This window comes from Sphaerisporangium album (assembly GCF_003323745.1).
Classification (GTDB): Bacteria; Actinomycetota; Actinomycetes; order Streptosporangiales; family Streptosporangiaceae; genus Sphaerisporangium; species Sphaerisporangium album.
In genome coordinates, this window is the sequence record NZ_QOIL01000020.1 from 59,475 (window position 1) to 73,702 (window position 14,228).

The window sequence follows — 14,228 nt, forward strand, 5'->3', positions numbered from 1 at the left end:
TACTCTGGCTACTGGTCGATGGGGCCACTGGTGGTCAGTTCTTTCGTCAAGAGGGGTTTGCCGTGAGCCTACTCAGGACTTCGCGTTAGTCGAGCCCTCGTCTCCCCGGCGTTCCGGGGCGTCGATCACCGTCTCGTCGGTTACGGAGTCCCGAACGCCCGGGGTCCCGTCTTCACCGTCTTCATTGTCCACCGTCTCCTCCACCGGAGTGACCACACGACCGATGGACGCCTTGATCCACCGGGTCTGGACGCCGGGCGCGATCTCCAGGATCAGGTCGTCGTCCTCGACGGCGGAGACGGTGGCGAACATGCCGGTCGTGGTCATCACCCGGGTGCCGGGCGTCAGGCTGCTCTGCATCTGCAACTGCTCCTGCTGCCGCTTGCGCTGCGGGCGGATGAGCAGGAAATAGAACACCACGACCAGCAAGATCAGTGGCACGAACGATCCAAGGCCCTGCACGGGGCTTCCTTCCGGTTAAGGACTGACCGGCCTGGCGCCGGAGGTCTGGAGGCGATGGGCACGGCCGCACACCGATCATGTCAGCGTACACAGCCAGCCAAGCCACGGAGTTTAGGCGAGCTTGTCAAAGCCCGGCAACGAACCCACGCTCTAGCAAGCAGGAAAGTTCCCGTTGTAGCCGATCTGTGACCAGCCGATACGACGATTTTGAAACTTTCGCGGCCGTCGGGTTCCGGCGGCCGGCCCGCCCGCCGTAGCAGGGGGTTCACCCGGTGGCGCGGGCTTCACCAGGGACGGAACGCCGCCCGGCGCGGCCGGGGCCGCGAAGCCGCCGTCAAGACGCCTGTCAGAAAGCCCGCGTATCAGGGATCTTCGAAGAGTGTTGGCAGGCCGGGCGCCCCGAACGCGTCCGGCGGAGGGGTGAGCCCGAGATGGGACCAGGCGGAGGCGGTGGCCACCCTCCCCCGGGGCGTGCGGGCGAGCAGCCCCTGGCGGACGAGGAACGGCTCGGCGACGACCTCGACGGTCTCCGGCTCCTCGCCGACGGCCACCGCCAGGGTGGACAGGCCCACCGGGCCGCCGCCGAACTTGCGCAGCAGCGCGCCGAGGACCGCCCGGTCGAGCCGGTCGAGCCCTTCGGCGTCCACCTCGTACAGGTTGAGCGCCGCCGAGGCGATGTCGCGGGTGATGACGCCGTCGGTGCGGACCTCGGCGAAGTCGCGGACCCGCCTGAGCAGGCGGTTGGCGATGCGGGGCGTGCCTCGCGACCGGCGGGCGATCTCGTGGGCGGCCTCGTCGGGGAGCCGCAGCCCGAGCAGGCTCGCCGACCGGCGCAGCACCTGCTCCAGCTCCTCGACGTCGTAGAAGTCCATGTGGGCGACGAAGCCGAACCGGTCGCGCAGCGGCGCGGGCAGCAGCCCGGCGCGGGTGGTGGCGCCGACGAGCGTGAAGGGCGCGATCTCCAGCGGGATGGCGGTGGCCCCGGGGCCCTTGCCGACGACGATGTCGACGCGGAAGTCCTCCATGGCCAGGTAGAGCATCTCTTCGGCGGGGCGGGCCATGCGGTGGATCTCGTCGATGAAGAGCACCTCGCCCTCCGACAGCGTGGAGAGGATGGCCGCGAGGTCGCCCGCGCGCTCCAGGGCCGGTCCGGAGGTGAGGCGCAGGGGCATGCCCAGCTCGGCCGCGATGATCATGGCGAGGGTGGTCTTGCCGAGGCCCGGCGAGCCGCTCATCAGCACGTGGTCCGGCGGGCGCTCGCGGCGCAGCGCGCTCTGCAGCACCAGGGAGAGCTGCTCGCGCACCCGGCTCTGGCCGATGAACTCGCTCAGCCGCTTGGGCCGCAGCGCCGACTCGATCGCCCGCTCGTCGCCCTCGGCGTCCGGCGACACCAGATCTCTCTCCAGGCTCATCGGGGCCCCTATCGCACGCTCAGGGCCCGCAGGGCCGCCTTCAGCAGGATGGCGACCTCGGGAACGCGGCCCGCGGCCTCCTCGGCATCCGCCTGGGGCGAGACGACGGCGATCGCCTCGTCGGCGTCCCTGGAGGAGTAGCCGAGGCCGACCAGCCCCGCGTGCACCTGCTCGCGCCACATCTGCCGCCGGGCGCGCCCGTTGAGCGCGGCGTCCACGGCCTGTTCCGGCGTGCCGAGCTTGTCCTTGAGCTCCAGGATGATGCGCTGGGCGCCCTTCTGGCCGATGCCCGGCACCATGGTCAGGGCCTTGACGTCGGCGCTCGCGACCGCCACCCGCAGGGAGTTGGGCGCGTGGACGGCGAGCATGGCCAGCGCCAGCCTCGGGCCGACGCCGGAGGCGGTCTGGAGCATCTCGAAGACGGTGCGCTCGTCGTCGGTGGCGAAGCCGTAGAGCGTCAGGGAGTCCTCACGGACGACCAGGGAGGTGGCGAGACGGGCCTGCTCCCCCGCGCGCAGCGTGGCGAGCGTGGCGGGCGTGCAGTGGACGAGGACGCCGACGCCGCCGACCTCCACGACCGCCGAGTCGGGGGCGAGGGCGGCGACGCGGCCGGACACCGAGGCGATCACGGGGTTCCCTTCGCGGCCGTCGCGGCGGCCTTGGCCTTGGCGACGGCCTGGGCCAGGCGGTTCTGCGTGCCGCCCCGCCAGATGTGGCAGATGGCGAGCGCGAGGGCGTCGGCGGCGTCGGCGGGCTTGGGCATGGCGTCGAGGCGCAGCAGGCGGGTGACCATGGCGCCGACCTGGGCCTTGTCGGCGTTGCCGTACCCCGTGATGGAGGCCTTGACCTCCGAGGGGGTGTGCAGCGCGACCGGGAGCCCGCGGCGGGCGGCGCAGACGATGGCCACCGCCGACGCCTGGGCCGTGCCCATCACCGTGCGCAGGTTGCTCTGGCTGAAGACCCGCTCGACCGCGACGGCGTCGGGCCTGACCTCGTCGAGCCAGCGCTCGATCTCGGCCTCGATCGCGACCAGGCGGGCGCCGATGTCGTCCCCGGCGGGGGTGCGGGCGACGCCGACCTTGACCAGGGACAGCGGGGCGCCCGCGCGGCCCTCGACGGCGCCGAGGCCGCAGCGGGTGAGGCCGGGGTCGACCCCCATCACCCTCAGCTCCGGTAGCCGCACCGGCACGCCTCCCCAGACCGCCGAACACCTGTTCGGCCCCGAACTCTACCCCGGCGGGCGCGGCGGCGCACCCAGGGACACGCCGCCGGGCCGGGCGCGGAACTCAGAAGTAGTCGATCATGTAGGGCTTGGCGGCGAAGGCCGCGGCGAGAAGATCGTCGGCCTCGGGGGTGCCCCCGTCAGCAGCCCGGCGCGGCGCAGGCCGCCGACCTGGACGCCGGCGAAGGCCGAACCCTTTTCCGGCGGCCCGCCGGCGCGGTCACGCGGGTCAGTCCAGCTTGGCGAGGACGTCGTCGCTGACGTCGAAGTTGGCGTAGACGTTCTGCACGTCGTCGCTGTCCTCCAGGGCGTCGATCAGGCGGAACACCTTGCGGGCGCCGTCCTCGTCCAGGGGGACGCTGAGCGTGGGCAGGAAGCTGCTCTCGGCCGAGTCGTAGTCGATGCCGGCCTCCTGGAGCGCCTTGCGCACCGGGACCAGGTCACCGGCCTCGGAGACGACCTCGAAGGACTCGCCGAGGTCGTTGACCTCCTCGGCGCCGGCGTCGAGGACCGCGGCCAGCACGTCGTCCTCGGCCAGCTCACCCTTGGGGACGATCACGACGCCCTTGCGGTTGAACATGTAGGACACCGAGCCCGGGTCGGCCATGGAGCCGCCGTTGCGGGTCATGGCCACGCGGACCTCGGAGGCCGCGCGGTTGCGGTTGTCGGTGAGGCACTCGACCAGCACCGCCACGCCGCCGGGCGCGTAGCCCTCGTACATGATCGTCTGCCAGTCGGCGCCACCGGCCTCCAGGCCGCCGCCGCGCTTACGCGCGCGCTCGATGTTGTCGATCGGCACGGAGCTCTTGCGGGCCTTCTGGATCGCGTCGTAGAGGGTCGGGTTGCCTTCCGGGTCCGGACCACCGGTCCGGGCCGCCACCTCGATGTTCTTGATGAGCTTGGCGAAAAGCTTGCCCCGCTTCGCGTCGAGCGCGGCCTTCTTGTGCTTCGTCGTCGCCCATTTGGAGTGGCCGGACATCGGCTAGAGCTCCCTCACCATCTCGACAAAATACGAATGAACCCGCGCGTCCCCCGTCAGCTCGGGGTGGAAGGACGTCGCGAGCAGAGGTCCCTGCCGGACCGCGACGATCCTATCCCCAGGCTCGGCCAGCCCCAGCACCTCGACATCCTCGCCCACGGATTCGACCCATGGGGCGCGGATGAAGACGGCGCGCAGCAGACCGCGGCCCGCGAAATCCAAGGATGCCTCAAAAGAGTCGATCTGGCGGCCGAAGGCGTTGCGGCGCACCACCATGTCGATGCCGCCGATCGTCTGCTGGCCCTCGATGCCGCCCTCGATGCGGTCGGCCAGCATGATCATGCCCGCGCAGGACCCGTAGGTCGGCATGCCGGACTTGATGCGCACGCGCAGCGGTTCGAGCAGGTCGAAGGCGTCGGCGAGCTTCCACATGGTGGTGGACTCCCCACCCGGGATGACGAGCGCGTCCACGGCGTCGAGCTCGGCCGGGCGGCGGACGGCCACGGCCCTGGCTCCGGCGGCCTCGAGAGAGCGGGCGTGTTCACGCACGTCGCCCTGGAGAGCGAGCACGCCGATCGTCGGCATCGTCGGCGCAGAGGTCACCGGTCGTTCCTTCCTTCACTGCTCGGGGCACCGCAGGGGTCGCTGCCCGCTGGTCGCGTTCCGGGGACGTGGCCCCGCGCGGCCGTCAGCCGCCGGCGGTCGTCCCCGAGGCCCCCGGTCGCGGCGGATACGGCGCGCGTCAAAAGCCTAGGGCCATGCGGAACAACGTCCCAAACCGCCCAGGACTTCCCCTGGCGGAGGACCGGAACGCCCGGCGCGGCTCAGGGCCGGCGCAGAAGCCCGGGCACCCGGTCCGGCACCTCGAAGGTCGCGGCGGTGAGGGCGGGGGCGCCGGGCGTGCTGACGTACCGAAGGATCTTGAAGTCGGCGACGACCGCGGTCGGCGTCACCTTCACCATGAGGTATCCGCGGCGTCTCAGGTGGAACTTCAGATGGGGGTTCTTCTCCAGCAGCGCGTCCCTGGGCCGGTCGTGGTCGTCGCCGTCGCCGCCGCTGGTGATCGAGGTGACGGCGAGCTCGGTGCCGACCAGGCGCGAGGACTCGTCGTCGTAGTCGAGGGCCAGGTCTCCCGCCCAGTGCGAGTGCACGTCGCCGGTCAGCACGATGGCGTTGCGGACCCCGGCGTCGACCCAGCCGCGGGTGACCCGGGTGCGGGAGGCGGAGTAGCCGTCCCAGGAGTCCTGCCGCACCTTCTTCTCGCCGCTCGTGTGCTTGTCGCGCTGCCCGAAGAAGACCTGCTGGCCGATGACGTCCCACAGCGCCTTGGACTCGCGGAAGCCCTCCAGCAGCCACCGCTCCTGCTCGGCGCCCGTGATCGTGCGGTTCTCCACGCGCGACTCGGGGCACTCGTGGAAGCCCGCGCCGCAGATCAGCGGGTCGCGGTACTGGCGGGTGTCCAGCAGGTGGATGGTCGCGAGGCTCCCCCAGCGCACGCGCCGGAACAGCTTGATCGCCGGGCCCTTGGGGACCGCGGTGCGGCGCAGCGGCATGTGCTCGTAGTAGGCCCGGAACGCGGCCTCGCGCCGCTCGGCCGGCAGCAGGCTCATCCAGTTGTTGCGCACCTCGTGGTCGTCCATGATCGGCAGCCACGGCGCGGCCGCGTGCGCCGCGCGCAGGTCGGCGTCGGTCTTGTAGAGGGCGTGCCTGCGGCGGTACTCGGTGAGCGTGCGCGCCTCGGGCCCCTCGTGCTGGCGCACGTTGCCGCCGGGGCACGGGTTCTCGCCCTTGCCGTACTCGTAGATGTAGTCGCCCAGGTGGAGGACCAGGTCGGGACGCTCCTGCGCCACCCTGCCGTAGGCGGTGAAGTGGCCGTGCTGGAAGTTGGCGCACGAGGTCACGGCCATGCGCAGCGAGCCGGGCAGCGACGCCGGCGCCGGGGCCGTCAGCGCGCGGCCGATCGGCGAGACGTACTGGCCCGCCTTGAAGCGGTACCAGTACTCGCGGCCCGGCTCCAGGCCGGCGACCTCGGCGTGCACGCTGTGCGCCCACTCGCGCACGGCCTCCTCGGTGCCGCGCCGGACGATCCGCGCGCAGGCGGGATCGGTGGCCACCTCCCAGTAGACCGGTACCGCCGACGGCGGCATCCCGCCGAAGCCGTCCTCGGCGAGCGGCGCGGGGGCGAGCCGCGTCCAGATGACGAAACCGTCCGGCGCGGGATCGCCGCAGGCGACGCCCAGCGTGAACGGGTCCCCATAGGAGACCCGCAGGGGTGGCACTCCCGACGCCAGCCCCAGCACGAGGAACGATCGCCTGTCGATCACATGACGATCATCGACTATTCACAGCAAACGCCGAGTACAGGGAATCCCAGGTCAGAGGGGATATTTACGGGCATCGGCGTACTGTCCGTGGCGCGGCCCGGCCGCGCCACGGACGCGACCACTACCAGCCGCGCGTGGCGAGACGGTCGGCTTCGGGGAGGGTGGAGACGTTGATGCCGACCATCGCCTCACCGAGGCCGCGGGAGACCTTGGCGATCACGTCGGGGTCGTCGTAGAAGGTGGTGGCCTTGACGATGGCGGCGGCCCGCTTGGCCGGGTCGCCCGACTTGAAGATGCCGGAGCCGACGAACACGCCCTCGGCGCCGAGCTGCATCATCATCGCGGCGTCCGCGGGGGTGGCGATGCCGCCCGCGGTGAACAGCACGACGGGCAGCTTGCCGGTCTTGGCGATCTCGGCGACCAGCTCGTACGGAGCGCGCAGCTCCTTGGCGGCGGCGTACAGCTCGGCCTCGTCCAGGGCCCCCAGCCGCTTGATGTCGCCGCGGATCTGCCGCATGTGGCGGGTGGCCTCGACGACGTTGCCGGTGCCGGCCTCGCCCTTGGAGCGGATCATCGCCGCGCCCTCGGAGAGGCGGCGAAGGGCCTCGCCGAGGTTGGTGGCGCCGCAGACGAAGGGGACGGTGAAGGCCCACTTGTCGATGTGGTTGGCCTCGTCGGCGGGGGTGAGCACCTCGGACTCGTCGACGTAGTCGACGCCGATGGCCTGCAGGACCTGGGCCTCGGCGAAGTGGCCGATGCGGGCCTTGGCCATGACGGGGATGGAGACGGCCTGGATGATGCCGTCGATCATGTCGGGGTCGCTCATGCGCGACACGCCGCCCTCGGCGCGGATGTCGGCGGGAACACGCTCAAGGGCCATGACGGCGACGGCGCCGGCGTCTTCGGCGATCTTGGCCTGGTCGGGCGTGACGACGTCCATGATGACGCCACCCTTGAGCATCTCGGCCATGCCACGCTTCACACGGGCGGTGCCGGTGACGGCGGGGTCGGTGACTTCGGGGGTGCTGCTGGACACGGTCTTACCTCACGAGCGCGACAATGGGTTCAGGTCCATGGTAGGCGCTGATCAGCATCCGCCCGGACGGTCCAGATCGTCGCAAATGACGGCGATCTTTGGACAAGCCGTACGACGCGCGGGCGCGGCCACGCGGGGCCGCGGCGGGCGGGGAGGCTCAGGGCTGGACGGGCTTGGGGGCGGCGAGGACCACCCACACCTGGCCCCGGCTGAACGTCATCGGCTCGCCGTCCGCGGTGGTGAACTCGGTGCCGGTCTTCTCCGAGCGGCGCGACCACTTGGCCTGGTAGGCCTTGCCGTCGCGCAGGACGACGGCCTTGCCGGTGCCGGTGGTCTGGATCAGCGGCGTGTAGCTGCCGGTGAAGTCGTGGAACTCCGAGCGGGTGGTCTTGGCGTACTGCACCACGATGGTCGGCGCGCCGAGCTGGCCGCCCTCGGCCGCCATGTCGGGCTTGCCGTCCTGCGCCACCAGCCAGCGCTTCTGGGCCGCGGACCAGGTGAAGGTGAACCGAGCCGCCGGATATTTTACGGTAAAGGTCTTTTTAGGTACCCCGCCCGCCGGGGCGTCACCGAACTCGAACCCGATGTCCCGGGCCTTGGTCGCCTTCGGCGCGCCCGCCAGCAGCTTCTTGGTGTCGGCGAACAGGTTGTACGGCGCCACGCGTCCCGGCTGGCGGAAGTACGCGCCCGGGTCCGCGCTGTCGGAGACGTCGAACAGCGACGCCTCCCTGACCAGCGGGATCATCTTGCTCTGCACGCCGGAGTAGGCCAGCGCGGGCTTCCCGAACATCGGGAGCAGGTGCAGGTCGGAGATGCGGGCGCTGCGGACGGGCCCGACCTTGGCGGGCAGCTTGGAGGAGAAGACCGCCATGAGGCGGGTCAGGCCGCCCTCCACCTGCTCGACGAACACCAGGTCCGCGCTGCGCAGGCCGAGCTGCGGCTTGCCCGACGCCGTGTTCTCGATCTTCACGGCGAGCACCGGCCTGCGGCTCGCCACCGGCTGCCCGGTGAACGGGTGCTCCGGCGGCGGCGCGGGCGAGGAGGACGCCAGAGGAGCGGGCGCCGTCTCCTGGGACGCCGGCGTGGCCCCGCCGGAGGACGAGCAGGCCACGGCGGGCGCCAGAACGGCCGCCCCTGCCAGGGCGACGCCGATCACCCGTTTTGCTGGCATAGCTGCGGCTCCTCCCGATTTCTCCTGGAAATGCCACGAAGCTTACCTACGGCGGGCACCGCTGATACGCAAGATCAGACGAGTCGCTTTCCCCGCGTTTCCGGCCGCCACCCGCTCGCGGTACGCGGCGAAGCGTTCCGCGATCTCCCGCGCGCGCCCCTCCGCGTCGGGCAACGGCATCTCCCGGCAGTCGTAGCCCAGTTCTTCGGCCAGGACCCCCATCGACGCGTCCTCGAACACTACGGTCCCGTCGGCCCGGATCTCGGTGATGCCGTCCTGGACCTGCCCGGAGACGTTGATCGCGAGGGCCTCCTCCCGCGTCATGCCGTCGGGCGGCAGCAGGCGGAACCGCCCGGACTCGATCGCGACGGGGTAGCCGCCGATCATGCCCATCGGACCGGGGGCGTGGACGACGGCGTCCCGCCGCTCGACCAGGGGCTCCAGGACGCTGAGCGCCGAGGCCGCGGTCATCGCCTGCCCGGCCAGCCCTCCGGTGCGGCGGTAGCGCCCGGGGAGCCGCCGCAGCAGGCCCGCGATGTCCACCTTGGCGGTGACGTCCCGCCCCTCCCACAGCAGCGAGAGCCCCATCGCGGCCGGGCCGCTGTCCCCGCGCCGGGACAGCCGGTGCGACACGTAGTGGTGGGCGACCAGCCGCACCTCCACCTCGTCCGGCGCGCAGCCGAGCTCGTCGGCCGCGGCGACGCGGATGCCGGGGACGTTGTTGGCGAGATTGCCGATGCCGATGTGCGGCGCGAGCCCCGCCGCCGCGAGCGCGGGGTGGACTGCGTCGGGGTAGGCGGCGTTGACGACCGTCGCGTCGCTGCCCGCCATCCGGACGGCCTCCATGGCCTTCATCACCGGCACCAGGTGCATCGGCAGCCAGGGGCCGTAGTTGGCGGCGTACAGGCGCTCGAAGGCGTCCTTCGGGAGAGTGGAGATCACCCACCACGACTGGTAGCTCGCCGCGAGGAACAGCACGTCCGGGGCGAAGCGGGCGATGCGCTCGGCGGTGCGGGCGACGTCGGCCAGATCGGTGACCGCGTGGCTGACGCCGACGTCCGCGTACCCGCGCTGGAGGGCGCAGTAGCGGGTGAGGTTGGCGGCCCGCAGTGTCGCGTCCTCGTCCCGGCCGACCAGCTGTACGTGCCTGCCCCCACCGTGCGCGAGCTCGTGGAACACCCGCCGGCCGAGATCGCCGGCGCCCAGGACCATGATCTTCCGGATGTCGTTCACCTGATACCTCCGTCGCGTGCGGTGACCGGGGTGAAGGGCGCGGGCGCGCGCAGCAGCTCGGGCAGGCGCCGCATGGACGAGAACGTGGGGACGCCCTCACGGTGCGGACCCGCCGAGGGGTCGGGCGTGAACTGGAGCACCCGCATGCCGGCCTCCAGGGCGGCGTCGACCCCGACCGGGCTGTCCTCGATGACGACGCAGCCGCTCGCGTCGGCGCCGCACTCCGAGGCCGCCCACAGGAACAGCCTCGGGTCCGGCTTCCAGGCGCCGACGTCGTACGCCGAGTAGATGCCGCCGCCGAAGTGGTGCAGGACGCCGGCGCCGCGCAACCGGCGTTCGATGATCTCCCTCGGGCTGTTGGAGGCGACGCACTTGGGGGCGGGGATCCGCGCGAGCGCGTCGGCGACCCCGTCCACCGGCTCCAGACTCGGGCCGATGAGCTCCTCGCACCTGGCCCGCACGATGCTCATCGCGCCGTCGGGAGGAGCGCACCCCGCCATGTCCGCCATCAGGTCGATGCATTCCTGCATCTTCCTGCCGGAGAACAGCTCGGCCGCGGCGCCCTCGCCGATGGTGAGCCCCATCAGCCCGCCGAGGTAGGCGAGGGCGCCGTTCTCCGCGTCCTGGGTGTCGACCAGGACGCCGTCGAGGTCGAAGATGACGAGGTCACTCATATGCGATCCAATCGACGGCCTCGATCGCGGCGACCGTCTCGGCCAGCTCGTCGTGGTCGCGGACGGTCCCGATGACGGCGGCCACGTTGCCGCGGGCGCCGATGCGCCAGTCCACCGAGGCTCCGGGCCGCACCAGCACCGAGAGCCTCTCGACGCCGCGCACCCGGCGCAGGGCGGCGGCGCCGCGGATGGAGCGCACCCGCCGGGCGCCGAAGGGCGGCACGATGAGGTAGTGGAAGGCGATCGGCCCGTCCGTCTTGACCCCGCCGGTCTCACAGTCCCTGCCGAGCGCGGCCCTGACCGCGACGTCGGCCGGGTCGGCGGTGCCCGAGCGCACGGCGAGGTCGTCCACCCAGGCGCCCAGGCGGCCGTTGACCTCGATGACCCGCGGGCCCGCCCCGGTCAGCTTGATCTCGACGTCGGCGATGCCATGGACGCCGAGGGCGCGCACGGCGCGGCACGCCAGGTCCCGCACCTCCCGCACCTCCGGCTCGGGGACCACCGAGAACCCGCCGTAGCCGCCGCGCTCACGAAACGGCTCGGCCAGGGCGAACTTGCTGGTGACGAAGACGGGCCGGACGTCGCCGCCGAGCGCGACGCAGTCGACGGCGATGTAGTCGCCCCACGGCGCGGCGGTGGGGCGCCCGGGGAGGAGCTCCTCCAGCATCACGGCCGTCTCGGCGGGCGCGTCACCCGTGCCGCCCAGGATCTCGGCCAGGGCCCGGTGGCACTGCCCAGGGGTGGAGACGGCGACGGTGTTGCGGCTGGACGCCCCGATCACGGGCTTGATGATCGCGGGGAGCCCGACGTGGGCCAGCGCCTCATCGGCCTGGTCGAGGCGCGTGACCGTGCGGAACCGGACGGCGGGCAGGCCGGCCTCGGCCAGGCGCTCGCGCTGCCGGTCCTTGTGCGTGATCGCCTCCAGGTCGCCGGGCGCGTGGTACGGCAGGCCGAGCGCGTCGGCGAGCCGCACCGTCGTGGCGAGCTGGAACTCGCTGAAGGTGACGATGCCGGACGGCTTCATCTCCCGCAGTTCCCGCACCAGGTCGTGCTCGGTGCGGCCGGACGATTCCACGACCGATCCGACCATGCGCAGCGCCGGGATCATCTCCCGGGCGTGCTCGGTGGCGGCCGTCACGAAGACGAGGTCGCAGTCGTTGCCCAGCGCCGCCTGAGCCAGCCGTGTCGGCGCGAGGCTGCCGGTGTCGTAGACGACGAGCAGGACGGGCCTGTGGCTCATGCGATCACCCCGCCGCTCCGCCTGGCGGCGGCCAGCGCGCCGGCCAGGTCTTCGACGGTGGTGTGGGTGAAAAGGGCGGACACCGGGACCTCCAGGGCGAACTCGTCCCGCAGTCGCGCCGCCACGCGCACGGCGATCAGCGAGTCGCCGCCGAGTTCGAAGAAGTCGTCGCGCGCGCCCACCTCGTCGATCCAGAGGGCCTCGGCCCAGATGCGGGCGACGGCGCGTTCGGCGGGCGTGCGCGGGGCGACGAACGAGTCCAGTCCGCTGCGGTCGCCCTCGGGGGCGGGCAGCGCCCTGCGGTCGGTCTTGCCGCTGGTCGTCAGCGGGATGGCGTCCAGGAACACGAAGGCGCTCGGGACCATGTAGCCGGGCAGGCGGTCCGCGCACCACTGCCGCAGGCCGGCGACGCCGGGCGCGCGGCCCGGAGCGGGAACGCAGTACGCCACCAGCGCCTTGCCGCCGGCGTCCCCGGGGACGTCCTCGCGGGCGGTCACGACGCAGGAGGCCACGTCCTCGTGGGACGACAGCACCGCCTCGATCTCCCCCGGCTCGACGCGGTAGCCGCGCACCTTGACCTGGTGGTCGAGGCGTCCGAGGCACTCCAGGTCGCCGTCGGGCGCCCAGCGCACCAGGTCGCCGCTGCGGTACACGCGGGCGCCGGGGTCGGCCGAGAAGGGGTGGGGGACGAAGCGCGCGATGGTCTCCTCGGGTCGGCCGACGTAGCCGCGGGCAAGGCACACCCCGCCGATCAGGAGTTCCCCGGGGACGCCGACCGGGACGGGCAGCCCGGCGTCGTCCACGACGTAGACCTCGGTGCCGGGGAACGGGCGGCCGATCGGCACGCCGCGCGCCACGTCGCGGATCTCGGCGGACGTCATGTAGATCGTCGTCTCGGTGGGGCCGTAGGCGGTCACGACGCGCGACCCGGCCCGCAGCATGGCGGCCGCCAGGTCGGCGGGCAGCGTCTCGCCGCCGGTGAGGATCTGCAGGTCGCGTGGCCCGCCGGCTTCCAGGGCCGCCACTAGGGGACGCCAGGCCGAGGGCGTCGCCTGGGCCAGCGCCACGCCGTGCGCATCGATGAGGTCCACCAGGTCGCGCGGGTTGCGGGCCTGCTCCCTGGTCGCGACGACGACCCGGCCGCCGCTCGTCAGAGGCAGGAACACCTCGATGGTGGCGATGTCGAAGGCGATGGAGGTGGCGAACAGGACCGCGCCCTCGGCGGCGGGGAACGTGCCGCGCATGACCTCCAGCAGGTTGGCCAGCGCCGCGTTGGGGACCGCCACGCCCTTGGGGACGCCGGTGGAGCCGGAGGTGTAGATGACGAAGGCGAGGTCGCCGGGACCGGCGCCGGGGCCGGCCGGCTGGGCGGCCGCGTCGGCCGGCTCGTCCGGGGCGATCACCTCGGGGCCGGCGGGGAGGCGGCCGCGCAGGTGCCCGTGGGCGATCACGACCGGGGCGCCGGTGTCCTCCAGGACGAAGGCCAGCCGCTGGTCCGGGTACTCCGGGTCCAGCGGCACGTACGCGCCGCCCGCCTTCATGATCGCGAGCAGTGCGACGATCATGTCGGTGCCGCGGTCGAGGAGCAGGCCGACCGGGACGTCCGGTCCCACGCCGCGGGAGACGAGGCGGGCGGCCAGCCGGCCGGCGCGCGCGTCCAGCTCGCGGTAGGTCAGGCGCTCGTCCCCGCAGATCACGGCGACGGCGCCGGGCCTGCGGGCCGCCTGCTCCTCCACCAGCCGGTGCACGAGGTGGCCGGCGGGGACGGTGGCGGGGCCTGCGCTCCACTCCCCCAGCAGCAGGTGGCGTTCGCCCTCGGTCAGCATGTCCAGCTCGCCGAGCGGCTTCTCGGGGGCGGCCACGGCGGCCGCGAGCAGCACTCCCAGGTGGCCGGCCATCCGTTCGGCCGCCGGCCGGTCCAGATGGCCGGTCGCGTGGCGGATCCGGACCTCCAGCGTGCCCGCCTCCTCCCGGACGCCGAGCGCCAGGTCCACGGGCGGGTCGCCGTCCGCAGCCTCCGCCTCCCCGAGCACCGCCCGGACCCACGGCAGGCCGTCCGCCTCGCCGAGCCGCGCGAGCGGCACCGGGTGTGCCTGGGCGTCGCGCAGCCGGTCGCTGACCTGTGCCACGAGGCCGCCGAACCCGCCGGTCAGGGTGGTGCGGACGGGCACCGGCCCGGCGGGCTCGGCCCGGACGAGGGTGGCGACGTCCTCCTGGCGGCCGTAGCGGCCCAGCAGCAGGTGGAAGGCCGCGAGCACGACCACGGGCGGTGTGGTGCCGTGCTCGGCGGCGAGCTTGCGCACGCCCTCCACCACCTCGCCGGGCAGGATCGCCTCGCGGGTCGCGACCTCCCCGCCGTCCACGTTCAGGCGGGGCCGGCCGGCCGGAACCTCCAGCGGCTCCAGCCCGGCCAGCTCGCGCCGCCAGTGCTCCATGTGCGCGTCGATCATGCTGTCCCCCAAGGTGCTCCCCCTG

The 14,228-nt window shown here is 72.8% G+C and carries 13 protein-coding genes; all 13 read right to left on the bottom strand.

Features of this window, described 5'->3' with window-relative positions:
* Window positions 1–72: 72 nt before the first annotated feature.
* The 13 genes from yajC to DQ384_RS29945 all read right to left on the bottom strand — a co-directional run bounded on the left by yajC (window position 73) and on the right by DQ384_RS29945 (window position 14,215).
* Window positions 73–441, bottom strand: a complete 369-nt coding sequence (yajC, locus tag DQ384_RS29885; RefSeq protein ID WP_245966879.1) for a preprotein translocase subunit YajC — start codon at window positions 439–441, stop codon at window positions 73–75.
* A 383-nt stretch (window positions 442–824) separates the two neighbouring features.
* Window positions 825–1,874, bottom strand: a complete 1,050-nt coding sequence (ruvB, locus tag DQ384_RS29890) for a Holliday junction branch migration DNA helicase RuvB (protein WP_114032225.1) — start codon at window positions 1,872–1,874, stop codon at window positions 825–827.
* A gap of 8 nt (window positions 1,875–1,882) precedes the next feature.
* Complete coding sequence (ruvA, locus tag DQ384_RS29895) at window positions 1,883–2,503, bottom strand: Holliday junction branch migration protein RuvA (protein WP_114032226.1); 621 nt, start codon at window positions 2,501–2,503, stop codon at window positions 1,883–1,885.
* Window positions 2,500–3,042, bottom strand: a complete 543-nt coding sequence (gene ruvC / locus DQ384_RS29900; RefSeq protein WP_114032311.1) for a crossover junction endodeoxyribonuclease RuvC — start codon at window positions 3,040–3,042, stop codon at window positions 2,500–2,502. The genes ruvA and ruvC overlap by 4 nt, the downstream gene beginning before the upstream one ends.
* Window positions 3,043–3,325: 283 nt before the next feature.
* Complete coding sequence (locus DQ384_RS29905) at window positions 3,326–4,075, bottom strand: YebC/PmpR family DNA-binding transcriptional regulator (RefSeq protein ID WP_114032227.1); 750 nt, start codon at window positions 4,073–4,075, stop codon at window positions 3,326–3,328.
* Between the two features lie 3 nt (window positions 4,076–4,078).
* On the bottom strand, window positions 4,079–4,660 hold the full coding sequence (gene pdxT / locus DQ384_RS29910) for a pyridoxal 5'-phosphate synthase glutaminase subunit PdxT (RefSeq protein WP_114032228.1): 582 nt from the start codon (window positions 4,658–4,660) through the stop codon (window positions 4,079–4,081).
* Between the two features lie 239 nt (window positions 4,661–4,899).
* Window positions 4,900–6,399, bottom strand: a complete 1,500-nt coding sequence (locus DQ384_RS29915) for an alkaline phosphatase D family protein (protein ID WP_245966880.1) — start codon at window positions 6,397–6,399, stop codon at window positions 4,900–4,902.
* 121 nt (window positions 6,400–6,520) lie between these two features.
* Complete coding sequence (gene pdxS / locus DQ384_RS29920; protein ID WP_114032230.1) at window positions 6,521–7,435, bottom strand: pyridoxal 5'-phosphate synthase lyase subunit PdxS; 915 nt, start codon at window positions 7,433–7,435, stop codon at window positions 6,521–6,523.
* Window positions 7,436–7,592: 157 nt separating this feature from the next.
* Window positions 7,593–8,606, bottom strand: coding sequence for a DUF3048 domain-containing protein (locus DQ384_RS29925; RefSeq protein ID WP_114032231.1), 1,014 nt, complete (start codon window positions 8,604–8,606; stop codon window positions 7,593–7,595).
* Between the two features lie 42 nt (window positions 8,607–8,648).
* A complete protein-coding gene (locus DQ384_RS29930; protein WP_114032232.1) occupies window positions 8,649–9,839 on the bottom strand; it encodes an SDR family oxidoreductase in 1,191 nt (396 codons plus the stop codon).
* Entirely contained in the window at window positions 9,836–10,513 is a 678-nt protein-coding gene (locus DQ384_RS29935) for an HAD family hydrolase (RefSeq protein WP_114032233.1), read from the bottom strand. The genes DQ384_RS29930 and DQ384_RS29935 overlap by 4 nt, the downstream gene beginning before the upstream one ends.
* Window positions 10,506–11,753 (bottom strand): ATP-grasp domain-containing protein, encoded by a 1,248-nt coding sequence (locus tag DQ384_RS29940; protein ID WP_114032234.1) that lies wholly within the window; start codon window positions 11,751–11,753, stop codon window positions 10,506–10,508. Before DQ384_RS29940 ends, DQ384_RS29935 begins: the two co-directional genes overlap by 8 nt.
* Window positions 11,750–14,215, bottom strand: coding sequence for a non-ribosomal peptide synthetase (locus DQ384_RS29945; protein ID WP_147268939.1), 2,466 nt, complete (start codon window positions 14,213–14,215; stop codon window positions 11,750–11,752). Before DQ384_RS29945 ends, DQ384_RS29940 begins: the two co-directional genes overlap by 4 nt.
* Window positions 14,216–14,228 lie beyond the last annotated feature (13 nt).